This is a genomic window from Aeromonas sp. 600724 (assembly GCF_049175135.1).
GTDB classification, from domain to species: Bacteria; Pseudomonadota; Gammaproteobacteria; order Enterobacterales; family Aeromonadaceae; genus Aeromonas; species Aeromonas veronii_A.
Genome location: NZ_JAAKUM010000011.1, coordinates 133,453 through 155,556 on the forward strand (window position 1 = coordinate 133,453; position 22,104 = coordinate 155,556).

18 protein-coding genes and 3 tRNA genes are annotated in these 22,104 nt (G+C 49.6%); 13 read left to right on the forward strand and 8 right to left on the reverse strand.

Annotated features, from left to right (window positions below; all coding sequences use genetic code 11):
• Positions 1 to 4 precede the first annotated feature (4 nt).
• From G5168_RS12115 to G5168_RS12140, 6 genes are all read left to right on the forward strand, one after another.
• A complete protein-coding gene (locus G5168_RS12115; RefSeq protein WP_216978945.1) occupies positions 5 to 793 on the forward strand; it encodes an HpcH/HpaI aldolase family protein in 789 nt (262 codons plus the stop codon).
• A complete protein-coding gene (locus G5168_RS12120) occupies positions 793 to 1,686 on the forward strand; it encodes an aldose 1-epimerase (protein WP_227342638.1) in 894 nt (297 codons plus the stop codon). The genes G5168_RS12115 and G5168_RS12120 overlap by 1 nt, the downstream gene beginning before the upstream one ends.
• Positions 1,679 to 2,566: an SMP-30/gluconolactonase/LRE family protein gene (locus G5168_RS12125; RefSeq protein WP_421236283.1), complete on the forward strand. Its 888-nt coding sequence runs from the start codon at positions 1,679 to 1,681 to the stop codon at positions 2,564 to 2,566. Before G5168_RS12120 ends, G5168_RS12125 begins: the two co-directional genes overlap by 8 nt.
• Positions 2,563 to 3,429 carry an NAD(P)-dependent oxidoreductase gene (locus G5168_RS12130; protein ID WP_216953423.1) on the forward strand — a complete coding sequence of 289 codons (867 nt, stop codon included), beginning with the start codon at positions 2,563 to 2,565 and terminating at the stop codon, positions 3,427 to 3,429. The genes G5168_RS12125 and G5168_RS12130 overlap by 4 nt, the downstream gene beginning before the upstream one ends.
• A gap of 95 nt (positions 3,430 to 3,524) precedes the next feature.
• The gene (gene ompL, locus G5168_RS12135) at positions 3,525 to 4,214 is read left to right on the forward strand and encodes a porin OmpL (RefSeq protein ID WP_216953422.1); all 690 of its coding nucleotides are present in this window, start codon (positions 3,525 to 3,527) and stop codon (positions 4,212 to 4,214) included.
• A gap of 42 nt (positions 4,215 to 4,256) precedes the next feature.
• The gene (locus tag G5168_RS12140; RefSeq protein WP_216953421.1) at positions 4,257 to 5,024 is read left to right on the forward strand and encodes an SDR family NAD(P)-dependent oxidoreductase; all 768 of its coding nucleotides are present in this window, start codon (positions 4,257 to 4,259) and stop codon (positions 5,022 to 5,024) included.
• Between the two features lie 360 nt (positions 5,025 to 5,384).
• Here the strand turns inward: G5168_RS12140 and G5168_RS12145 are convergent.
• Positions 5,385 to 5,472: transfer RNA gene (locus G5168_RS12145), tRNA-Ser, on the reverse strand.
• Positions 5,473 to 5,655: 183 nt separating this feature from the next.
• On the reverse strand, positions 5,656 to 7,392 hold the full coding sequence (gene dauA, locus G5168_RS12150) for a C4-dicarboxylic acid transporter DauA (protein WP_216953420.1): 1,737 nt from the start codon (positions 7,390 to 7,392) through the stop codon (positions 5,656 to 5,658).
• 488 nt (positions 7,393 to 7,880) lie between these two features.
• Here dauA and G5168_RS12155 point away from each other — a divergent pair.
• A tRNA-Asn gene (locus tag G5168_RS12155) sits at positions 7,881 to 7,956 on the forward strand.
• 2 nt (positions 7,957 to 7,958) lie between these two features.
• Positions 7,959 to 8,034 (forward strand) — tRNA-Asn (locus G5168_RS12160).
• A gap of 206 nt (positions 8,035 to 8,240) precedes the next feature.
• On the opposite strand, the gene umuC is transcribed toward G5168_RS12160, so the two are convergent.
• The 3 genes from umuC to G5168_RS12175 all read right to left on the reverse strand — a co-directional run bounded on the left by umuC (position 8,241) and on the right by G5168_RS12175 (position 10,680).
• Positions 8,241 to 9,500: a translesion error-prone DNA polymerase V subunit UmuC gene (gene umuC, locus G5168_RS12165; protein WP_421252269.1), complete on the reverse strand. Its 1,260-nt coding sequence runs from the start codon at positions 9,498 to 9,500 to the stop codon at positions 8,241 to 8,243.
• Positions 9,481 to 9,924: a translesion error-prone DNA polymerase V autoproteolytic subunit gene (umuD, locus tag G5168_RS12170; RefSeq protein WP_421231539.1), complete on the reverse strand. Its 444-nt coding sequence runs from the start codon at positions 9,922 to 9,924 to the stop codon at positions 9,481 to 9,483. The genes umuC and umuD overlap by 20 nt, the downstream gene beginning before the upstream one ends.
• Positions 9,925 to 10,143: 219 nt before the next feature.
• Entirely contained in the window at positions 10,144 to 10,680 is a 537-nt protein-coding gene (locus tag G5168_RS12175; RefSeq protein WP_421231540.1) for a hypothetical protein, read from the reverse strand.
• A gap of 53 nt (positions 10,681 to 10,733) precedes the next feature.
• Here G5168_RS12175 and G5168_RS12180 point away from each other — a divergent pair, with 53 nt between their 5' ends.
• The gene (locus G5168_RS12180; protein WP_421231541.1) at positions 10,734 to 12,761 is read left to right on the forward strand and encodes a DNA phosphorothioation-associated putative methyltransferase; all 2,028 of its coding nucleotides are present in this window, start codon (positions 10,734 to 10,736) and stop codon (positions 12,759 to 12,761) included.
• On the opposite strand, the gene G5168_RS12185 is transcribed toward G5168_RS12180, so the two are convergent.
• Positions 12,758 to 13,579, reverse strand: a complete 822-nt coding sequence (locus G5168_RS12185; protein ID WP_211162445.1) for a restriction endonuclease — start codon at positions 13,577 to 13,579, stop codon at positions 12,758 to 12,760. The two genes, G5168_RS12180 and G5168_RS12185, sit on opposite strands and share 4 nt — an antisense overlap.
• Positions 13,576 to 14,763, reverse strand: coding sequence for a cysteine desulfurase DndA (dndA, locus tag G5168_RS12190; RefSeq protein WP_421231542.1), 1,188 nt, complete (start codon positions 14,761 to 14,763; stop codon positions 13,576 to 13,578). The genes G5168_RS12185 and dndA overlap by 4 nt, the downstream gene beginning before the upstream one ends.
• 35 nt (positions 14,764 to 14,798) lie before the next feature.
• On the opposite strand from dndA, the gene dndB reads away from it, so the two are divergent.
• The 4 genes from dndB to dndE are packed head-to-tail and all read left to right on the forward strand — an operon-like array spanning position 14,799 to position 19,885.
• Complete coding sequence (gene dndB, locus G5168_RS12195) at positions 14,799 to 15,890, forward strand: DNA sulfur modification protein DndB (RefSeq protein ID WP_421231543.1); 1,092 nt, start codon at positions 14,799 to 14,801, stop codon at positions 15,888 to 15,890.
• Positions 15,887 to 17,551 carry a DNA phosphorothioation system sulfurtransferase DndC gene (dndC, locus tag G5168_RS12200; protein WP_421231544.1) on the forward strand — a complete coding sequence of 555 codons (1,665 nt, stop codon included), beginning with the start codon at positions 15,887 to 15,889 and terminating at the stop codon, positions 17,549 to 17,551. The genes dndB and dndC overlap by 4 nt, the downstream gene beginning before the upstream one ends.
• Positions 17,548 to 19,527: a DNA sulfur modification protein DndD gene (gene dndD / locus G5168_RS12205; RefSeq protein WP_421231545.1), complete on the forward strand. Its 1,980-nt coding sequence runs from the start codon at positions 17,548 to 17,550 to the stop codon at positions 19,525 to 19,527. The genes dndC and dndD overlap by 4 nt, the downstream gene beginning before the upstream one ends.
• Positions 19,520 to 19,885 (forward strand): DNA sulfur modification protein DndE, encoded by a 366-nt coding sequence (gene dndE, locus G5168_RS12210; protein WP_421231546.1) that lies wholly within the window; start codon positions 19,520 to 19,522, stop codon positions 19,883 to 19,885. Before dndD ends, dndE begins: the two co-directional genes overlap by 8 nt.
• Positions 19,886 to 19,908: 23 nt before the next feature.
• Here dndE and G5168_RS12215 read toward each other — a convergent pair whose 3' ends face one another.
• Positions 19,909 to 22,104: a hypothetical protein gene (locus tag G5168_RS12215; protein ID WP_421231547.1), complete on the reverse strand. Its 2,196-nt coding sequence runs from the start codon at positions 22,102 to 22,104 to the stop codon at positions 19,909 to 19,911.

Here is a 22,104-nt window from a genome sequence, read left to right on the forward strand (position 1 = left end):
AACAATGAATCCGTTCAAACTTGCGATTACTCAAGGTCCACGCCCACTGGGCACCTGGATGATGACTGGCAGCGATACGGTGGCGGAAGCCATGGCGACTGTCGGTTTCGATTTCTTGGTGCTGGACCAGGAACATGTGCCGGTCGATAGCCTGGATGCGATCCGTATCGATCGCGCCATTCGTGCCAGCAACCCGGCCACCACCCCACTCTACCGCCTGGCCTGGAACGACACTGTGTTGATCAAACGGGCGCTTGATGGCGGTGCAACGTCGCTGATGGTGCCGTTTGTCAACAGTGCAGCAGAAGCCCGCAAAGCGGTAGAGGCGGCCTACTACCCTCCCCTAGGCAAACGCGGCTTTGCCGCGGTGCATCGTGCGTCCGGTTACGGTGCCGAACCCGAATTCGTGCGTAAAGCCCGGGAAGAGCTCTGCCTTATCCTGCAAATTGAGACCCCTGACGCCATTGATGCCATGGAAGAGATGGCCATTGAAGGAGTGACCGGCTTCTTTATCGGCCCCGGCGATATGAGCGCAGCCATGGGCCATATTGGCAATCCCTCTCACCCCGAGGTGCAAGCCAAGATCCGTGAAGGGCTGGAGAAGTGCCAGCGCTTGGGATTGCCTTGCGGGATCGTCGGTGGCAACCCCGAGCTGGTGAACAAATATCAAGAGATGGGTTTTAGCTTCGTGGCGCTCGGCTCCGACATGAGTTACCTGCTGGCTCGCGCCCGTGAACAGCTCGCCGCGATCCGGGGGGAACGTCTGAGCATATCCGGTGGCGAGGTTTACTGATGAAGAGGCTTCACCGCCAAAGCGGCCCGCTTGATCTGGAGCTCATCCCCGAGCTTGGTGGCGCTGTCGGCAAACTGACCTGGCATGGCAGGGAGATCTTGCGCTCCCTGCCCGATGGTCAGAACGTCACAGTCAACCAGGGGGGCTGTTTTCCCCTGGTACCTTACTCCAACCGTATTGCTCATGGACGGTTTCACTTCGCCGGATATGATTACGCCCTGCTGCGTAACTTTGGCGATCATCCCCACTCAATTCATGGCAACGGCTGGCAGCAGCCATGGCAAGAAGGGGATGCAGATGATGACTCTGTCGTGCTGACCCTGCACCATGACGCACAGGGAGCATCCGCGGCGCAATGGCCCTGGCCTTATCGGGCAACTCAGCGCTTCACCCTGCAAGAGAATGCGCTGCATATCATACTCACTTACCACAATCTGGCCGATCACGCTGTCCCGGCTGGGCTGGGCTTTCACCCCTATTTTCCCCGTGCGGCGCACGCCGAGATCCAGTTCGACGCAGGCGGTGTGGTACTCAACGACCACAAGTCCCTGCCCACTGGTCTCGCGCCACTACCGACCCAATGGAACTATCGCACTTGGCGCAAACCTGAACCCGCCAGTGTCGATAACTGCTTCCATCACTGGAGTGGCTGTGCACGGGTGCGCTGGCCAGATGAGAAGCTGATGGTGACCCTGAGCTCACCCGATGCGCCTCACGCCATCCTGTTTCTGCCGCCCGCCGATCGTGACTTCATCGCCATCGAGCCGGTCTCTCATATCAATGATGCCATCAACAACGGTGGCTTTGGTGACCCTGCGCTGGCCATGGCCACTGTGCCAGCCAATGGGCAGTTGCAGATCTCCATGCTGCTTGAGGTTTCTCACTATGCCTAATCCTGCTCTGCTACTTGCCGACTACCGCGGCCATCTGCCCGAGTGCCCGACCTGGAGCACTGATGAACAGGCGCTCTACTGGACCGATATTCTCGAGCGTTGCCTGCACCGCTATCACCCCGAAAGCGGCGCCATGACGACAATCCCCTTCCCCGAAGAAGTGGGCTGTTTTGCCCTGCGCGAACAGGGTGGCTTTATCGCAGCGATGCGCACCGGGATCTATCTGTGTGATCAACACGGGCAAATTGAGCGTAAAGTCGCCGATAACCCCAATAACCCAGCGCTGGCCCGTTTTAATGATGGCGGTACCGATCAGGCGGGTCGTTTCTATGCGGGCACTTACTGGAGCCCACGAGATTACAACGGCGCCCTGCTATGCCGGGTTGATGCCGAGCTGCAGATGTCGGTGATCCAGTGCGACATTCTGGGAGCCAATGGCTTGGCATTCAGCCCAGACATGCGCTGGATGTACACCACTGATACCCCCAACCGCCGCCTTTATCGCACTCCGTTGGCCCGCGACGGTTCACTCGGTCAACGGCAACTGCTGCGCGAGTTTGCAGCCCGCGCCGACGAAGGGCGCCCGGATGGGGCTGCAATCGATGTCGAAGGATGCTACTGGAGCGCCCTGTTTGATGGCCATCGTATCGCCCGCTTCTCTGCAGAGGGGGTATTGCTGGCCGAATATCCCTTGCCGGTACGTTGCCCCACCATGGTCTGTTTTGGTGGTGAAGACATGAAGACCCTCTTCATCACCACCACTCGCGAAAATATGGACGCCGCCGAACTGGCAGCACGTCCGCTCTCAGGTGCGCTGTTCAGCATGCGTGTTGACATCGCCGGTCTTGCTAAACCCACATTTAAGGAAAACAACGGATGAAAACTATCGGCTTTATCGGTCTTGGTCTGATGGGCGAAGCGATGTCAAAGAACATCGTCAAAAAATTTGATGGCAATGTGTTGGTATTCGATATCAATCAGGAGGCTGTCGCCCGGGTGGTCGATGCAGGCGCCATCGCCTCCCCTTCCATTGCCAGGTTGGCAGCCGATGCGGATGTGATCATCTCCATGGTACCGCGCTCCGAACACGTCAAAGCGGTCTATACCGAACTGCTGCCACACCTTGGCCCCGGCAAGATCACCATCGACATGTCCACCATTGACCCGGCAGTGTCAATCGCCTTATCCCGCCAGGTAGCAGAAACCGGTGCCGTGATGCTCGATGCGCCCGTGGTCAAATCGGTCCCTGCCGCCGTGGCTGCCGAGCTCGGGATCTACATAGGTGGCGACCTGTCCGCCTACAAAAAGGTCAAGCCATTGCTAGCCATGATGGGCAGCAACCAGATCCACCTGGGGGGCAACGGCCGTGGTTTGATCATGAAGGTGCTGCACAACACCTTGGTCGCCCAAATTCAGAACAGTGTCAACGAAATGCTGGCCACCGCCGATCATTTCGGCATCGATAAAGAGAGCTTCAACACCGCCGTCTCTTACGGTGGCGGCAGCAACTTCTATCTGACCAGCAAGATAGGTGCCCTGATCGCCGAGAACTACAACACTGTCTTCTCGCTGGAGAACATGGCCAAAGATATCGGCATTATGAAGAACCTCATGGGCGAAGAAGCGCTGACCCTGCCCGGAGTCGAATTGGTGAATAACATTTACCAGCAAGGCCTGAATAACGGTTTGGGCCATGAGGATTTCTGTGCCACTTATAAGTTGGTAAAGCAAAACATTCAATAGCTGGCTGATAAAAACCATCGCATGAGGTAATTAATTTACCTCATGCCAATCGCTGTACGATTTAATATCAACTTACCATTGGCGAGTCAATCACTATGCGTATCCACCCCAAAATATGCTTAATCCCTCTTATATGCTGCAACGCAGCTTTCGCAGGCGGTTATTTTGAAAGCCGTGAGGCATTTAACTTTGCTACCGACCAACATGAGTTATTGTTGCGACTCGGCTATAACTGGGAATCTGGTGCGGGTATTATGGCCAGCAATGCGTATAATACCGATAAACTAGACAAGCTAAAGCACAGTTATAACGAAATTGAAGGGTGGTATCCGCTATTAAATTTAACCACCAAACTCTCGGTCAATGCCGGTGGTTTGGTTAACTCCTCTAGCTCTGGCTCTGGTGGCTCTGCGTATCTGGATGGAAAGTACAACTTTACCGATAACTTTTCCGTTATTGCACGATACCGTTACAATCATCAAAATTATCTAACTACGGATCTTGATGGTTATGGCGATAATAACGATACCAATGAATACGCACTGTATATTGTCAATAAAATAACACCAGCTTTGACCCATACTTTTGAATCGCACTATTTTTCTCGCGTCAATAATTTCAACAGTGCTAATGGGAAAGATCATCACTGGGAGCTAACCAGTCAAACCCGCTATCGAATCAATCCACAATGGATGCCTTATCTGGAATTACAGTGGTACGATAGAAATATTGCCTATGATGCAGAGGCATACCGGATCCGTATTGGTGTTAAATACTTTTTCTAATGTTGCCAGATGAATTCAATCTATGACTCACGGAGAGCAGTTATGAACTATTCCCAGCAAGTACAATATCACTCTATTGCCGGCAAGGTCGCCGTTATCACAGGTGGCGCCAGTGGCATTGGCGAAGAGTTGGTGCGCGCCTTTGTCAGCCAAGGTGCCAAAGTCGCCTTCCTCGATTTTGATAAATCTGCAGGCGAAGCACTCGCGCATGAGCTCGACTGCCTGTTTCTGTTTTGCGATGTCACCGACCTGACTCTGCTCAAAGCGTGTTTTACGACCATTGAACAACAGCTGGGCAGTGTCGATATCCTGATCAACAACGCGGGCAGCGATGATCACCATAAAATTGAGGATCTGACCGAGGAGTATTTCGAAAACCGCATCAATATCAATCTGCGTCACCAGTTGTTTGCGATCCAAGCCGTGTTGCCAGGCATGGAGCAAAAAGGGAGCGGCAGCATCATCAATATGGGATCCATCAACTGGATGCGGGGCCGCCCCGGGAGAGTCTGCTACTCCCTGTCAAAAGCCGCTATCCATGGTTTTACCCGTACCCTGGCGCAGGAGTTGGGCGCAAGAGGCATTCGGGTTAACAGCCTGGTCCCAGGCGCAATCCGTACCCCCAAACAGGATGCGATGTGGGCGCAACTCGACCCTGCCGCGGTGAACCAGTTTGTCGAACTGCAAGCACTCAAATTCCGTCTCGATGGCTCACATTGTGCTCGCATGGCCCTCTTCCTGGGTTCTGACGAATCCAATGGCTGTACCGGCCAAGATTTCATTGTTGATGCGGGGCTTACTCTGAACTAAGGCTCTGTCCCAAGGCTGTCTGCTTGAAATGATGAGGTTTGAGCAATATCTGGCTGGCATGGCATTCAACCATGCCGGGCAATCCAGAAGAGGCAAATGCTGCAGATATTGCTTGTTTTTATAGATACGCGCTTGGCTAGATGGGACAGGTCTCGATGCAAATGGGGAAAACGCCATTAATCCGAGCAAGAGTGGTCTCCATGACCCTCTCTTACATCTGAGGGTACCGGAAGAAGATCCCACCATCTTCAGAATGATGCGATCAACTGATATGCAAACCATCAACAGTTGAGATAGTCGGGGCGCATAATAAATCATGCATAAAGAAAAACCCCTGCTCTAAAGCAGGGGTTTACTGTTTGGCGGTGAGGGAGGGATTCGAACCCTCGATACGTTGCCGTATACACACTTTCCAGGCGTGCTCCTTCAGCCACTCGGACACCTCACCAAATTTTTGCTCACTGCTTTATGTGCTTGAGCTGCACATTCGCTGGCGGACCATGCCGCGGCGACGGGGCGTAATGTAAGGGATACGATGGCTTTTGGTCAATGCAATTTTTTACTTTTTGCGTTCATTTGCTCAATATCCGAACCAAGTGACTAAAAATATGCCGTTTCGTATCCCTTTCAATCAATTTACTGCCGCTTCGTGCAAATGTTCACCTTTGAGCGCCTCTTCCAGCGAACCGTAGAATTCCAGCTTGCCGGGCTGCGGTCGCACCTTGGCGCGAGCCAGGGTCTTGAGCGGTTGGAACTGCAACTCGGCCACCCGCAACTCGACACCGGCTTTGGCCATCTGCTTGCCAAAGTGGAGGAAGGCAGACAGGCCGCCCGCATCGAGGATGGAAACCGCTTCCATCTGCAACACCAGCACCTTGTGCCCTTTCACTTGCGCTTCCAGCTCGGCAAAGACCCGTTCGGCCGCGGCGAAGAAGAGCGGGCCGTTGATCTTGTAGAGCAGGCCATTGTCCGGCACCTCGTGGGCATAGCGCTTGTGCTCGGCCAAATCGTGCAGTTTGGTCATCTTGGCGATTTCGCGCATAAAGAGCAGGGAGGCCAGAATCACCCCGAAGGTGATGGCGATAACCATGTCGAAAATGACGGTGAGTGACAGGCAGACCAGCAGCACCAGCACATCGGATTTGGGGGCACGACGGATCAGCTCCACCACCTTGTGCGCTTCACTCATATTCCAGGCCACGATGAGCAGTAAGGCAGCCATGGCCGAGAGCGGCAACCAGGAGAGCCAGGGGGCCAGCACCAGAATGGCTGCCAGCACCACCAGCGCATGGACGATCCCCGAGACGGGGGACGTAGCGCCTGCACGCACGTTGGCGGCAGAGCGGGCGATGGCAGCAGTAGCGGTAATGCCGCCAAAGAAGGGGGCGAAGATGTTGCCAAGCCCCTGCCCCACCAGCTCGGCGTTGGAGCTGTGTTTGCGACCGGTCATGCCATCGAGCACCACGGCGCAGAGCAGCGATTCGATCGCCCCCAACATTGCCATGGAGAAGGCGGCAGGCAGCAGCCGCTCAACAGCCGCCAGGTTCCATTCAACCGGCAAGCCATCCGGTCCGGGCAAGGCCCAGGGCATCACCAGAGTTGGCGCGATGGGCGGGATCCCCATCCCCTGGCTGCCATCGGCCAGGGTATAGCTGAACTTGCTGCCGATGGTGGCCACATCCACCCCAAAGTAATGGAGGCCAAAACCCAGACCTACCCCGACCAACACCGCGGGCAGGTGGCCGGGCACCGGCAGACGCAGGCGCGGCCAGAGCAGCAGCACGGCCAGCGTTGCGACCCCCACCAGGGTATCGCCCCACTGCCAGCTTGGCAGGGCGGCGGTCAGCGCCTCGACTTTGCCCAGATAGGTTTCCGGCATCTCGGGCACGCTCAGGCCGAAGAAGTCCTTGATCTGCAAGGTGGCAATCACGATGGCGATACCACCGGTAAAACCCAGCGTCACTGACGGGGGAATGTACTCGATAAGGCGGCCAAGACGGGCCATCCCCATCGCCACCAGAAAGAGGCCTGAGATGAGCGTCGCCATCAACAGACCACCGACCCCGAACTGCTGGGCGACCGGATAGAGGATCACTACAAAGGCAGCGGTCGGGCCGGAGATGGAGTAGCGGGAGCCACCGGTCACGGCGATCACGATTCCAGCAATGATGGCGGTATAGAGACCGTGTTGCGGCGGCACACCGCTGGCGATGGCCAGTGCCATGGCGAGCGGGATGGCGATGATGCCCACCGTCACACCGGCGATAAGATCACGGCCGAAGCGGGCCATGCTATAGGGTTCATCAATACAGGACTGGCGTAAGGCTATGGCGAGCTTCACGCTATTTAAAGAGGCTTGCTTGTGCATGTATATCGTAATACCAGAAGAGGGAGATAAAGGCCGGAGAGATCCGGCGCCCGATCATCATCAAGGGCCGGCAGGGCTGTCGACGCGGCGATGGTATCCTGCGTAACCTTACTCCAGACGGGCCATTTTTTCGATGGGCAGGATCAATGAAAAGCACTCTGCCCCATGATTTGGCCCATTTACCGCCAAATCGCCGATCTTGACTCCAGCTCTCCCCCTTTTAGCCACAAAGATTACCATTTGAGCCTCACTGTGTTACCAGCACGTTCGCGACATCATGCTGTCATCATCAGGTTGATGCGAACCGAACCAATGCCCCCTTGGGCCGGTTGGGGGGAGCGATGGCAAGGGACTGATTGTGCTGAAAATAAACCGCAAAGCGCAACTTTTGGGCAAACAATCCGAAAATCCGGTTTTCGAGAAATTCGCGGGTTGACACCCGCCGCCCTGGTCATTAATATTCGCCCCGTCTTAACGAGACAGGCAATTCCTCCTTAGTTCAGTCGGTAGAACGGCGGACTGTTAATCCGTATGTCACTGGTTCAAGTCCAGTAGGAGGAGCCAATTCCCTCGTAGTTCAGTCGGTAGAACGGCGGACTGTTAATCCGTATGTCACAGGTTCAAGTCCTGTCGAGGGAGCCACATTTGAAGCCCAGTTTTCGAGCTGGGCTTTTTCATATCCATCTCTCCATTGTTTCAAGCTGAGCCAGCTCCCCCTCACCGCTTGCTCTGCCGCATTCCCCTCGCAGTGAACGATCCACTCTCCCTGTTTTCTCTCAACTCAAATTCGACTAACTTCCAAAACGTCCTACTACAGCCAAGTAGCAGGCTCCTTGTGCCTTAGTTGGTTACCTCGCCACCGGCAGGTCCTCCCAGCGTGTGGTGTAACAGGGGCTCAGGTGCTCTTGTCTCATCATCCACTCAGGCGACCCCGTGCCTTGGCTGGCAAAGCCTACGCGCCCCAATCCCTTGGCTTTGATCTGGTCCATCACTGCCATCAGCGCATCTGATTGAGCGAAGGACGGGGCAAAGAGATCTGCCTGTTGTTGCCCCTTGGGGGTGAACTCACTCAGCATGACGCCCCCCTTCTGATAACGGTAACCGTCGCGCCAAATCTGCGCTAGCAGCACGTTCACTTGCTGCAGCAACAACCGGGTATCATCGCTAGGGCAGACCAGCCGGACGCCAGCCTGCTCACTGTAGTAAGGGGCTCGTTCATCAAAGGGGCTGGTTCGCACGAACAGGTGCACCCGCTGGCAACACATCCCCTCGGCCCGCAGCTTCTCGGCTGCGCGAGCCATAAAGCCTGACAACGCCTGGGCCATTTCTCCACGGTCAGTCACGCGCTCACCAAAGGAACGGCTCGAGAGGATCTGCAGCTTCGCCGCCGGTTCAACGGTCAGCTCTGCGCAAGGCAGGCCACGCAGTTCCTGTACGATCCGCGCGACCACCACGCCGTATTGGGCGCGTAGCCCTTTGGCGTCGCTAGCCACCAGGTCAGCCACGGTGTTGATGCCTTGTGCCACCAACTTGGTTCCCAAGCGCCGTCCTATGCCCCACACCTCGTCCACCGGGGTGATAGCCATCAGCCGGGCACGGCGCAGCTCGTCACGCAAGTCCACGACGCCGCCAGTGGCAGGCCACTTCTTGGCTGCATAGTTGGCCAGCTTGGCGAGGGTCTTGGTGGGGCCAATCCCGACCCCTACCGTGAGGCCGGTCCACTGCCACACTCGCTGCCGGATCTGTTGCCCATAGGCTGTCAGGTCCCCGGCAAACGACTCCGACAGTGACAGGAATGCTTCATCAATGGAGTAGACCTCCAGCTCGGGGGCCATGGTCTCCAACGTGCTCATCACTCGGCCAGACATATCGCCATAGAGCGCGTAGTTGGAGCTGAACACCACACCACCATGCGCTTCGAACTGCTCGCGGATCTTGAAGTAGGGACCGGCCATCTTGATACCCATCGCCTTGGCTTCGGGGCTGTGCGACACCACGCATCCATCGTTGTTGGAGAGCACCACGATCGGGCGGCCACGCAGCTCAGGGCGAAACAGCCGCTCACAGCTGGCGTAGAAGTTATTTACATCAACGAGCGCTATAGCCATCACGCTGCCTCAGATTGCCAATCACATGGGTGACCACTCCGAACAACTCCAGGGAGAGGCTCATACAAGGGTCGATAGGCGCGAACGCCGGATTGGCTGGCAACAGCCGCAACCTCGGCTTGAGCTGCAAGGTCTTTACCGTGAAGCCGCCATCGAGTAGTGCAATCACCACATCACCATGGCGCGGGGTGAGGCTCTTATCGACCACCAGCAAGTCACCGGGAAAGATACCGACCCCGGTCATGCTCTCCCCCTCGGCACGCAGATAGAAGGTGGCTGCAGGGTGCGGCACGCAGTGGGTGTTGAGGTCCAACTTCCCTTCCAGATAGTCGCTGGCTGGGCTGGGAAAGCCGCAAGAGGCGCGGTGCAAGAACAGCGGGATGGTCACATCGGCGGGTGATGGGTCTGGGGTTAACAGCTTCATGGCAACAACACCTGTATTTATATACAGACATTATAGCGCACCACCTTTGAACCAGCGCAAGTCCTCATCCACAGATGCATGAATCACACGCACACTCACAGTTCCAATGCTTCCACCAACAAAAGGGCATGGCAGGAAAAGCTCACCGCGTGCTAATTTTTGCTTTCTGGCTAGGAACCCCGCAGATAATACCGTAAAGGCAGAATGTGGTTTCCCAGCCTAACGTGGCATGTTCATTTCCATTTGTGATAGCTGTTTGGGGGCATCTCCATAGATATAAAGGAATCCTGCAGCCAACATTTCACCTTCGAGATGCTGTTTCACTGTGGTGAAACCTGGCAACGCATCCAATGCCCAAACTTGCCTGAACAAGCCGAGAGCTGGCTGGCCTACCGTGAACTGGCAACGTATATTCTCGACCCTCTGGTAGAAGAATTTGGTCACCCATTGCTGACCTATGGGTTTTGCGGGGTAACACTGCGCAAAGCTATTCTTTCCAACGCCTCGCCCGGTATAGCCCCCACACTGGATCAACATGCGGCCTGTGAACTCAATCAGCGAGGAAGAGTTGTCTGTCCTCGGCAAGGGGCCGCGGTTGATCTGATATACCCAGGGAAGAACAGCTATCAGGTAGCCCTTTGGTTGGCGCAGCACACCCCGTTTGATCGTCTCTATCTCTATGGCCCAGACCGGCCACTGCATATCAGCTATGGGCCCGAACAAAACCGCGCCTTGGTCAAACTCACCACTCACCATGGAAGACGAATGCCCAAGCGGCTGACACTCACCCAACTCAAAGGAATGTGCTGATGCTGACCCCCGAGCGCTTCACGCAACTGGTCGCTGCCCTGCCATACAAAAAAGTGCTGCCCGACGCGGTCTATCTGCACAAAGAGACCCTGGCCACAACCAGCCCACAGCTCTACCGCTTTGTCTGTGCGGTGGCACAAGCGCTCAAACTGCCGGAGTGTGAATGGGATCTGGTGAAGTTGGCAAAGCAGGACTTTAGGCTGTCCCTGCTCAGCTACCCCACCTTCTTCGAAGAGGCCTACCCCAGCCTCAAGCAGAGCGTGACCGTTGACCTGGCCAAACTAAGCCATACCGTTACCCGCTACGACAGCCAGGACAATCCCCCCATTCTGCATCGCAAAGAGTGCATGCTGACCCCCGATCACCCACAGGCAGAGAGCTGTCGCCAGATCACCGAAGAGGGGGAGTTGGCGGGACTTTACGATCATCCCCGCATGATTGGCTTCAAAGCCTCGTGGGAACGGCTTATCGCAAGACACGGCTACCAACTGGTTGATGGGCGCCTGTTTCGCATCTCCGCCCTGCCGCCCAAAGAGGGTGGCCCACAAATTGATCGCCATAAAACCGCGCTGGTTCGTCATGAACTCTCGGCCCCCATGAAGATGCTGGCACGCCATGGTTATCTCAACGGCGACTATGCGCTGTTTGATTACGGTTGCGGCCGAGGGGATGACCTGCGGGAATTCGAAGCACACGGTATTGACGCGCTGGGCTGGGACCCGAACTTTCGCCCGGATGGCGAGAAGGTGATCTCCCATCTGGTCAATCTCGGTTTTGTGATCAACGTGATTGAGGATCAAGATGAGCGAATGGAGGCGCTGCTCGGCGCCTGGGAGCTGACCCAAACCCTGCTGGTCGTCTCGGCCATGCTGGCCAACGACAGCTTTATTGCCCAGTTCACCCCTTATAAAGATGGCGTTATCACCTCGCGCAACACCTTTCAGCGCTACTACAACCAAAGCGAGCTCAAGCACTACATAGACAAAACACTGGATGAAAATGCCATCGCCGTTGGGCCCGGCATCTTTTACGTGTTCAAAGACAAGCTCGAAGAGCAACGCTTTTTGGCACAGCGTCAACGCCGAAGCCACAGCTGGCAGCAGCTGACCTCGCCCACCCCCAACAATCAGGCCGCAGCAGCACTACTGATCACTCGTCATCAAACGCTGTTTGAAGCCTTCTGGCAGCGGGCGCTGACCCTTGGCCGAATCCCGGCCAATGACGAATTTGAACAAAGCGACGAGTTAAGAGATATAGCAGGCAGTCATCGCAAAGCCATGACCCTGCTTGGCCAGCATTTTGACCTTGCCCAGTTAAAGCAGGCCGAGCTGGAGCGGCAGCAAGATTTGCTGGTCTACCTGGCACTCAACCTGTTTGGCAAACGCCAAGCCTATACCCAGTACCCCAGCGAGCTGCAGCGGGATATCAAAGCCTTTTTCGGTAGCAACCCGCAGGCACAGCAGGCAGCCAGAGCACTGCTCTACCAGATTGCGGATATCGCCCTCATCAACCAGGCCTGCGAGCTGGCCCATCAACAGCTCCCCAACAGCCTGCTCTATCCCAGCCATTCACTGCTGCTGCACAAATGCTTTATTCCGCAATTACCGCCGCTGCTGCGTGTCTACCTCGGGGCGGCCTGCCAGCTCTACGGTGACTTGACCGATATCGACGTGATCAAGCTGCACATCCGCTCCGGCAAGGTGAGCCTGATGGGGTATGACGACTTCAGCAAGCCCATCCCCCATCTGGTGGAGCGGGTCAAGATCAAGATGGCCGAGCAGGAGGTCGACTTCTTTGACTACATCAATGAGCAGACCCGGCCACCACTGCTCAACAAAAGCTATCTGATGGCACCGGATGATCCGAGCTTCAAGGCACAACGAGCGCTGGAGCAAAGATTGAGCAAGTTACTAGCAATAGACTTGGCTCAGGACCTCAACCTGAGCCGCTCTCAATTTAGCAGTGCACTAGATCATGCTGATATGAAAATCATTGGTTACCGAATACATCGAGGCAAAAAACGTTAATTGATAAACAATGAGGCATCAAAATCAAATACATCAATGAGCTGGCGCTGAACACCAATTCCTTTATCTATCATAATATCTGCCAGTTGCTCACCATCAATCAGAATAATAGGAACACAGCCAGGCTTGAATGAAATTTCCTCAGCTTCTTTGGTAAATCCGCTGGTCGTCATGAATATTCCCTGCTCAAAATCGCCGGTAATATCACCCCGAAATGCAGATACTGATGGACGCCCGACCTTATTATCTTCTGCATATCGCTTGCACTGCACTGCTACGCGCATTTCAGCAAGCCCCATTTTCAACAATCCTCTTACATCAATGCCGCCATCTCGACCACGAGATGTTAACTCCATACGAGTAAATCCATATTTTGATAAAAATAAGCGACAAAACGATTCAAACTGCTCAGGAGAAAAGCTCCGCAGGCTGCTTAAAATTTCAGCTTTTACTTTCTCACGCTGGACAGCAGCCAAATCAAGAATCTGCTCTATATAGTTCTCAACTTCCTGAGCAGAGCGTTGCTGTTCCGAAGAAGAGGTATTCTGTTCAGGCTGTAGGACTTCTTTCACATCTGACAGCAGCTCATATGACCCATCATCGTTCTTTTGGAAAAAACGCTGCTTATGCATGGAGCCTAGTGACTTGTTGGCACAGTGACGATCCATGGTGACACGAATCACCGAGTGAGGTGATTTGGCCCCAAACTCATATAGCTGATGTGTCACGATTACGTCATACACCTCATCTACCGAGGCAGAATGCCCAATCAATAACAAAGCCTGCTTAGCTGCTTCAACGATGGTTCGATTAGTCACTGTAATTTCTTAATCCGATCAACAAGTTCTGCCAATGGTATGTCTTTTGTCATGTGGCACCAAGAGATCCGTATCGCACCTTCAATTCTTTCTTCATCTAGACCCATAGCCACCAAGACATGGCTGGGCACATAGCTTTGAGAGGTGCATGCAGAACCATTCGATAACGCAACGATACCTTTAAGCACAACGAGTGCCGCTTCAGAGTTGATCCCAGGAATTGAGACATTCAAAACATGACTAGCCGTGTTCTGGCCATTTTCAATACACCCGAGCGGGCGAAGGGCAGAACGTAATTGCTCCTTGATCTGCTCGCAATAACGACGACGCTGCTCGCTATCGCGTTTGGCTTCTTCACAGGCTTGACCTAAACCTGCAATCAAGGCAACAGGAAGAGTGCCTGGGCGCAAGCCCCTCTCCTGCCCACCACCAAACATCAGCGGGGTAAGAGGTGCCCTTTTAAAATTGCGCCGCTTCAGTAACAAAGCACCCACACCTTTTGGAGCATACATTTTATGACCACTGACACTGATCATGTCGATACGTGGATCTTCAAGAACCTCAGAATATTTTCCATAGCTCTGAGCCGCATCTACATGGAAAAAAGCATCATGGGAAGTAAGCACTTCGCACAACTCGCTGATTGGCTGAATAGACCCAGTTTCGTTATTAATGTGCATGATCGAAACCAGCGCGGTGTCGGGGCGCAATGCATCACGAAGATGCGCAGGATCCACCATGCCTGAAGAATCCATCGGCAAATACGTGACCTCAAATCCTTTAGCCTCAAGTTGAGCAATTGGCTCCAATACAGCCTTATGCTCAATAGGCGTTGTGATGATATGTTTGCGTCCCTGCTGTTCCGCATATTGAGCCAGTCCCAAAATAGCTAAATTGTTGCTTTCGGTTGCACCGCTGGTGAAATAGACATCAGACTTGTCAGCACCAACAACAGCTGCAACCTGCCCTCTCGCCCTCTCAACAGCTTGCTTTGCTACAACCCCGAACTCATGAGTACGGCTCCCAGAATTACCATATTCCTCAGTCATATAGCGCATGACAACCTCTGCGACCCCTGAAGAAACCGGGGTTGTCGCATTGCAATCCAAGTAAACTGCCATTATCCTTGCCACCTCTTTCAATGTTCGTACGTACACACGACTTTTGTTCGAACCCATCGACATGGTGTCACATACAGTGTGGAGCGCAAGAGGTTACCATGTTTGAACCCTCCTTTGAGTTCGTTTTTCCAGCAATTCGTGGTATCCAGGCGGGCTCTGAGTACTACGTGTCAATGTGTCCTCTCAAGCTATTGCCACGCATCTTCAGGTTTGATGATGAGGATCTCTCGCCTGAACTGCGCGCACAGAGAACCCTCAACGTAGGGCGGATCCCGGTGATGGCTGACTATATAGTTCGCAATAGAGATTCCTACGTGTTTTCTGCCATCACCGCCTCGATTGACGGAGATGTGAGATTTGAACCAATGGGAACCAGTGGTGAAGCGAGCCGTATCGGGGCCCTCAGAATTGGGTTGGACGCACAATTTATCATCAATGATGGACAACATCGCAGAGCTGCGATTGAAGCAGCCCTAAAAGAAGATCCATCCTTGGCAGATGAAAGCATCTCTGTGGTTTTTTTCCTCGATCAGGGATTAGCGCGTTCACAGCAGATGTTTACAGACCTCAATCAGAATCAGGTCAAAGCCAGCAAATCTCTGGCCATCGCATACGACCAACGAGATAAGAGTGCTGCTGTCGCTCGGGCTGTTGCATCCAAATCCAAAGCCTTTAAAGGGATTGTCGATATGGAGCAAAACAAACTTGGTAAACGCTCCCGCAAACTCTTTACTCTTAGCGCTATTCATCAGGCAACTCATGCCTTGTTTAGCAATTGGGAAAGTATTGACATAACTAAAGCGACCCGTGAGGCATGCCGTTTTTGGAATGAAGTAGATAATGTCATACCAGAATGGAAACTCGTCAGGCTATCCAAACTGACTGCTGGGGAAGTTCGTGAAGACTTTATCCATAGCCATGCCGTAACACTGCACGCATTAGGTTTGGTTGGTAAGGCTCTTCTTGAAAAGAATTATGACCTGAAGCAATCCCTATCTGGGCTATTGACACTAGATTGGCTACGTCAAAATGCAGAAATATGGGAAGGTCGGGCTCTAATCGCTGGCCGTATTCAAAAGACATCAAATACGACGTTATTAACTGCAACACTGATCAAACAACACCTTGGCCTCCCCCTCTCTGAAGGAGAGGAACAAGCTGAATATCTATTTAGAAAAGGTAAGGCATGAGTACCGAAATACATACCCCTTCCCGCTCCGCATTTGATGCGGCCGGGTTTACAGAGACAATTCGGTTCTTGGTTGACCGCACCAAATCACTTTATCTTAGTGATCAGATCCCCTGGGTAATTGGTTACAGTGGTGGTAAAGACTCCACCGCTATACTCCAACTAGTGTGGTATGCCATGCAAGAACTGCATGCCGAAGGTAAAGCCAATAAGCCTGTCCATGTGATCAGTACTGATACGCTTGTTGAAAATCCGATTGTTGCCATGTGGGTAGGACGCTCATTGGAACAGATGCGACAAGCGGTAGCTGAGCAACACTTAAATATTATTCCACATCGCCTGACACCAGAAGTAAAAGATCGCTTCTGGGTCAATTTGATTGGTCGTGGTTACCCTGCTCCTCGCTATAAGTTTCGCTGGTGTACCGATCGACTAAAAATCAGTCCATCTAATAACTTTATTAAGAAAGTCGTTAAAAATAACGGTGAGGCGATTCTTGTTCTTGGTACGCGAAAAGCGGAGAGCGCGACAAGAGCAGCAACAATGGAAAGTTACGAGAACAGAGAAGATAATACTCGTAGCGCTGTTGGATTAACTGTTAACAAACAGCTTGATCGTGTCTGGATATATACTCCTATCGCCGACTGGAGTAATGACGATGTCTGGCAATACCTGATGCAAGTTAAAAATCCATGGGGTTTTAAAAATCAAGAGCTACTTGGTATGTATCAAGGTGCAACTGCGGATGGTGAATGTCCTCTGGTCGTTGATAAGTCAACACCTAGTTGTGGAGATAGTCGTTTTGGCTGTTATGTCTGTACCATGGTAGGTGAAGATAAATCTATGGCAGCCATGATTCAAAATGACACTGAAAAAGAGTGGATGTTGCCTCTACTGCAGCTCCGCAACGAAATCGACATTAATGATTCAAATAAAGAGCGTAAAGGTAAAAAAATAGAGGCTGACAAGGAGCGTCGTGATTTTCGTCGAATGAATGGTTCCTTAACCGTTCATATCAATGAATATGGAGCAGATCTGGTGCGTGGTCCTTATCGGCAGCCATTTAGAGAGCATATGCTCAAAAAAGTGCTTGAAGCACAAAAACTCGTACAAGAGATAGGTCCAGATGAAGTTCGCAACCTAGAACTACTCTCTTTGGAAGATTTGGAAGCAATTCGTCATATATGGGTGGAAGATAAACACGAAGTCGAAGATAGCGTCCCTCATATTTATGAACGTGCGCTGGGAAAAAAGTATCCCGGTACCAAACGCTCACACCATAGCTTATTGAATAGCAATGTGATGAGCAAACTGAGGTATAAATGCTCCACGTACAATGATCCGGATGGGTTACTATACGAACAAATTAGAACACTGATCTCAATTGAAGATAAGCATAGCAATATGCTGCGTCGTGCAAATCTATATAAAGAGCTGGATACAAGCTTGCAGACCATGGCCTTCAACAATATTCAAGAGGCCAGAGACTTTGCACTGAAAAGAAAACTCAATGAAAACAAGATAAAGCTATTACAGCCCAATTTACCTGAGCAGGATAAAGAACAACTATTGTGGGAAAATGAGAAGCTGCAACTTGCTTTGACGAACAATAGTCATTTCTTGGAAGATGAACAAATTGATATTGAAGAGCTATCAGCATGATTTTTGAACAACTCGTGTTAGAAAATTTTGGTATTTATAAAGGACGCCATGAGGTTGACCTTGATAGCCCCGATCATAAAAGACCGATAATCCTCTTTGGTGCACTCAATGGTGGTGGTAAAACAACCTTTTTAGATGCCTTGCAGTTGGCTCTCTATGGCAAGCATGCCAAATGCTCCAATCGTGGTCGCCTTAGCTATCCAGCATATCTGGAGCAGGCGATAAATCGTTATGCAACGGAAAAAAAAGCCTCTCTCTCACTGCGCTTCAGACATACCATTCTCGGGAAAGATCATACTTATGAAATAAATCGAGCTTGGGAGAAAGAGGCTGACAAAGAGTGCAAAGAAGTTGTTGTTGTTAGCCATAACGGTCATCCAGATGCACTATTGAGTGAGCATTGGGGAGAATTTATCAATGAATTTATCCCGCAATCACTATCTGAACTGTTCTTTTTTGACGGTGAAAAAATTGAACATCTTGCAGATCCCGCTCGTTCCGCTAGTCTGGTAAAGACGGGTATCGAAAGCCTTCTCGGTCTTGAATTGCTGTCACAGCTCAATATTGACCTTGACGTGCTTAAAAAACGCGGTCAAAACCAGCTGCTGGATCCCAAGCAAAAGGTGAAACTGGAAGAAGCTGAAGCTCGGCTTGAAGCCTTTCGGGAAGCTCAAAAGATATTACAGAATAACCTAATTGATATAGATGAACAGATTCTAGATAAAGAAGCAGAAGTCGCCTATTGGCGACAACAACTGAAAGATAATGGAGCTCATCTTTTACATAAAAAAGATGAGATCTCTCGTCAACAAGTTGAAATTACAACAAAGATAGATGGCATCAATAGCGAGTTGATCAAACTTGCTGCTGGGGTCTTACCTTTGAAGCTTGTCTCTTCATTAATAGAACAGACCAAGTCTCAGCTTTATAAAGAAGATGAGATAAAACGCTATCATACCGCTCGCTCTTTACTTATTAACCAAGAGAATAAAATATTTGGATTATTAAATGAACGAGGAACGGATCATAGTATCATCCAGTCTCTGCAAACCGAGTTATCTAAAGAGAGAGAGGCTTCTGATCAGCTCTACTCTGAACCCTGCTATTTAAACAGTAGCCCTGCAATTTTCGATGGTCTTGCTGAAAGGATAGCTGCCGAAGAGCAGGAAGCGTCATATCTGATTCAGAAAAAAGAACAATTGTACGAAGAGCTGCAATTCGTAGAACAGCAACTAGCTGCCATTCCTGAATTTGCATCTGTAGAACATATCATTACACGCTCAGTGAGCGCAGATAGTGAACTTGACAAGGCTAAAAAAGAAAAAGATGATTTACTTGTAGCTGCACAAAAATTGGTAACTGATATCGAACAGGCAGAAATACAGGTTACCTCAATTCGGGTACAAGGTAATGCTATCGATTTTGAGCAGCAGCGGCAGCAGCAACTCTTTGCTCATATGGGAAGACTACAAGATATTGTGGATTCCTTTAAAGCAGATCTCATCAAAGATAATATCGATAAGCTACAAACCAAGATCATCTCCAAGTTTAATCAGGTCAAACGTAAAGACAGTCTAATCACCAAGATTGAAATCGATGCTGATGCATTTGTGTTAACTCTATATGCACAAGATAATAAACCTATCTCCCCTGCTCGGCTCTCCGCTGGTGAAAGACAACTGCTGGCCATAGCCGTCTTATGGGGGCTCGCCGACGAGTCAGGTAAAGAGTTACCAACGATTATTGATACCCCCATGGGACGCCTTGATGGACAACATAGAAGCCATTTAATCAAGCACTATTTCCCACAGGCTGCACCTCAAGTGATTCTTTTATCGACCGATGAAGAGATCCAAGGCAAATACTATAAGGAACTCAAGCCTTATATAGCCAAGGAGTATCATATTTGTTTCGAGGAACAAAATTTTACCTCTACGATAAATCCTGGATATTTCCCGGAGAGAAAACATGATTGATAATATTCGTTTGTCAGAAAAAGCGAAACAGCAGCTAATTGTTATCAAGCGCAAGACAGGTATAGAGAACTGGAATGTGCTTTGTCGTTGGGCGTTATGTTTATCATTAGCAGAAGAATCTATCCCTCCTTTTGAAGATATTCAAACCGATAGCTCGGTTGAAATGTCATGGAAGATTTTCACAGGAGAGCAGAGTGAAATTTTACAATCTATCTTGTTACAGCGTTATCATAGCTATAACTCTATAATCCGTATACCATTTGGTGTTTTCTTCAAATTACATATTCATAGAGGCATATCATATCTTTCATCTAAAGCTATATCTATAGATAGTATAGTTAATAACAGAGCCGCATAAGCGGCTCTTTAATTATTACGATATTATTCAGATTCATCATTATCAAATGAATTTATATTTTCAATTTCAGTGGATGTCTCGTTACAATCACTAGGTGTAATCACTAGCTGTTCATAATCAAACCAATATAATAGTGATGCATTGAGCTTATGAGCCACATTTATTATAGCCAGGTTTTCAATATTGCTCTTTGATTTACCAAGCATAGCAATGTCTTTATCCAGTCGCTTAATTTCTTCATTTTTTAGATATGAAAAATATGCTTTTCTAGCATCAGAAACAAGTTTTAAAAGCGTAACTTTAGTTATACTGAATTTTTCAAAAACCTCAAACAATGGGGAAGCATTCAATATTTCCAGAATGAAATATCTAAAAAATACAAAATGCTTTGTGTCCATTTTTGATATTAAATTAATAGGATTTTCTATATTGGTTGAAAAAATGTCCAGACGATCTTTCCCTTTTTTATTTTTTTCCAACAATCCCGTATTAAAAACCTGAACAAATAATTTTTCGAATTCTAGATCTTCTTGTTTTACCGAAGCAAATTGGCGTAACGTCATATAAGTTAACATCAAGCCAAGGTAAAATGCATTTGTATTGGTTTTATTATATACCTCTACACTTGCTTTAGAATTAGTAGGAATTTCATTACCTCTTGTTGCATAGTACATCTTGTTTCTTGTTTCATTGAAACTCGTCTCCCTGTGAGAGACTGATTGCCAAGCTTTTATTACATCAGGTTTTTCTAGTGAAAGTTCTGATGCACCCGTAGTATCACTCTCAAACTCAGACCAGTGTTGATATGTATCTCGTAGCGTCCAATACACACCAACACCACTATAGATTGCTTCTTTTGCTAAAGCTCCGACAGTATCGTCATCCAACCAATCATGCTTTAGCTTATTTAATGCATCAATATGAACTTTATATGGATGAATATTGGCAGTTATATATGAAAGTTGTTTTCCAACTTTCTCCCAGAAAAGGTCTTTTAATCTTGGTAGAACTGAAGATGAAAAACTATCATTTTTTATATCATCCCTATTATATTCTCCTTTTTCATCTGAAATCATATATGGGATGTTATTTTCTATATCAAGCTTCTTTCTAAAAAATGCATTTTTTTCCGTCCAATTAGCCTTACCGCCAAAGGATATATTCATATTATCAAGGTACTTAGATGGGCCAAAAGTCATCCGTAATACAGCCAATGAGAGCATATTCAAGTTAATCAATGCACTCCATTTCCCTGGACGAGTATAACTACTGCCTTCACCAGGGTAATCATATTCAATAGCATAGATAGGAAGGCTATTATCTCCACCTTTTGATCTATTCAAAACTTCCCTAGTGAATATGTCAACCAGAGAGCTATCTGATAAAAGTTTAATCCTAGACTCACTAGGCTGCCTTGCATTTTTATTAACATCAACAAACAATTTTCTAGCAATCTTGAACGGTTTTGTTTCAGTTTCAGGAAATCTTAAAATTGTTACAGGAAACTCCATTTCTTTTAGTTTTTCAATTGAGCTATCTCTATCACCTAAAGTTTCAAATAACCGCTCAATTCGTTGTTTATAATAGAATTGGAATTTAGCCCCCCCATGCTGTGCCTTTTCCCATCCTTTAGATGTAATCGTTCTATATAAAGCAATTAATGCCATAGCCCTATGTTGCCCATCTATAACTACCAATTTTGTTAAATCGGAATTCCATTTATAACGACCTATGTTTAGAGGAAGATTTTTTTGAGTATTTGGATTTACGAGAGCCTCTCGGGACATATAATCGCCATAGATTTCTCCACTCCATGACGCAAAGTCACTATCGGTAAATTTTATACCATGAGGGAATTCTCCATCTAATCGTCCATCCTTGTATGGTAACAATACTGCTACAATCGGAGGAAAATATGATGGACCATTTTTAGACTCTTGCAATAAGTAAGGAATTAGTTTTGTTGCAACACGATGATCATCTAAATCACGTTGAAGAATTTCATTAAAATCTAATTGAGTTGCATCCACTATTTCCCTGATTGGAAGTAAATGCTTAGTCAGTTTTGACGACTCATCATCTGCATTTACCTTTAGTGTAGCTGTTGTCATTATATATTCAACAGTACCAGCAATACTATTAAACGTACCAAGTCGACCGGTTGCAACACAATCAAACTCACTCTTTTTTACACTATCATAATTAAATAGATCGCTCAT

Excerpts from the sequence above, each read along its gene's own strand:
- G5168_RS12130 (WP_216953423.1), top strand. The coding sequence starts at position 2,563 with ATGAAAACTATCGGCTTTATCGGTCTTGGTCTGATGGGCGAAGCGATG.
- ompL (WP_216953422.1), top strand. The coding sequence starts at position 3,525 with ATGCGTATCCACCCCAAAATATGCTTAATCCCTCTTATATGCTGCAAC.
- dauA (WP_216953420.1), bottom strand. The coding sequence starts at position 7,392 with ATGCACAAGCAAGCCTCTTTAAATAGCGTGAAGCTCGCCATAGCCTTA.
- dndD (WP_421231545.1), top strand. The coding sequence starts at position 17,548 with ATGATTTTTGAACAACTCGTGTTAGAAAATTTTGGTATTTATAAAGGA.
- dndA (WP_421231542.1), bottom strand. The coding sequence starts at position 14,763 with ATGTCGATGGGTTCGAACAAAAGTCGTGTGTACGTACGAACATTGAAA.
- G5168_RS12125 (WP_421236283.1), top strand. The coding sequence starts at position 1,679 with ATGCCTAATCCTGCTCTGCTACTTGCCGACTACCGCGGCCATCTGCCC.
- G5168_RS12140 (WP_216953421.1), top strand. The coding sequence starts at position 4,257 with ATGAACTATTCCCAGCAAGTACAATATCACTCTATTGCCGGCAAGGTC.
- umuC (WP_421252269.1), bottom strand. The coding sequence starts at position 9,500 with ATGGCTATAGCGCTCGTTGATGTAAATAACTTCTACGCCAGCTGTGAG.
- G5168_RS12175 (WP_421231540.1), bottom strand. The coding sequence starts at position 10,680 with ATGGTGAGTGGTGAGTTTGACCAAGGCGCGGTTTTGTTCGGGCCCATA.
- G5168_RS12215 (WP_421231547.1), bottom strand. The coding sequence starts at position 22,104 with ATGAGCGATCTATTTAATTATGATAGTGTAAAAAAGAGTGAGTTTGAT.
- dndC (WP_421231544.1), top strand. The coding sequence starts at position 15,887 with ATGAGTACCGAAATACATACCCCTTCCCGCTCCGCATTTGATGCGGCC.
- G5168_RS12180 (WP_421231541.1), top strand. The coding sequence starts at position 10,734 with ATGCTGACCCCCGAGCGCTTCACGCAACTGGTCGCTGCCCTGCCATAC.
- dndE (WP_421231546.1), top strand. The coding sequence starts at position 19,520 with ATGATTGATAATATTCGTTTGTCAGAAAAAGCGAAACAGCAGCTAATT.
- dndB (WP_421231543.1), top strand. The coding sequence starts at position 14,799 with ATGTTTGAACCCTCCTTTGAGTTCGTTTTTCCAGCAATTCGTGGTATC.
- G5168_RS12120 (WP_227342638.1), top strand. The coding sequence starts at position 793 with ATGAAGAGGCTTCACCGCCAAAGCGGCCCGCTTGATCTGGAGCTCATC.
- umuD (WP_421231539.1), bottom strand. The coding sequence starts at position 9,924 with ATGAAGCTGTTAACCCCAGACCCATCACCCGCCGATGTGACCATCCCG.
- G5168_RS12115 (WP_216978945.1), top strand. The coding sequence starts at position 5 with ATGAATCCGTTCAAACTTGCGATTACTCAAGGTCCACGCCCACTGGGC.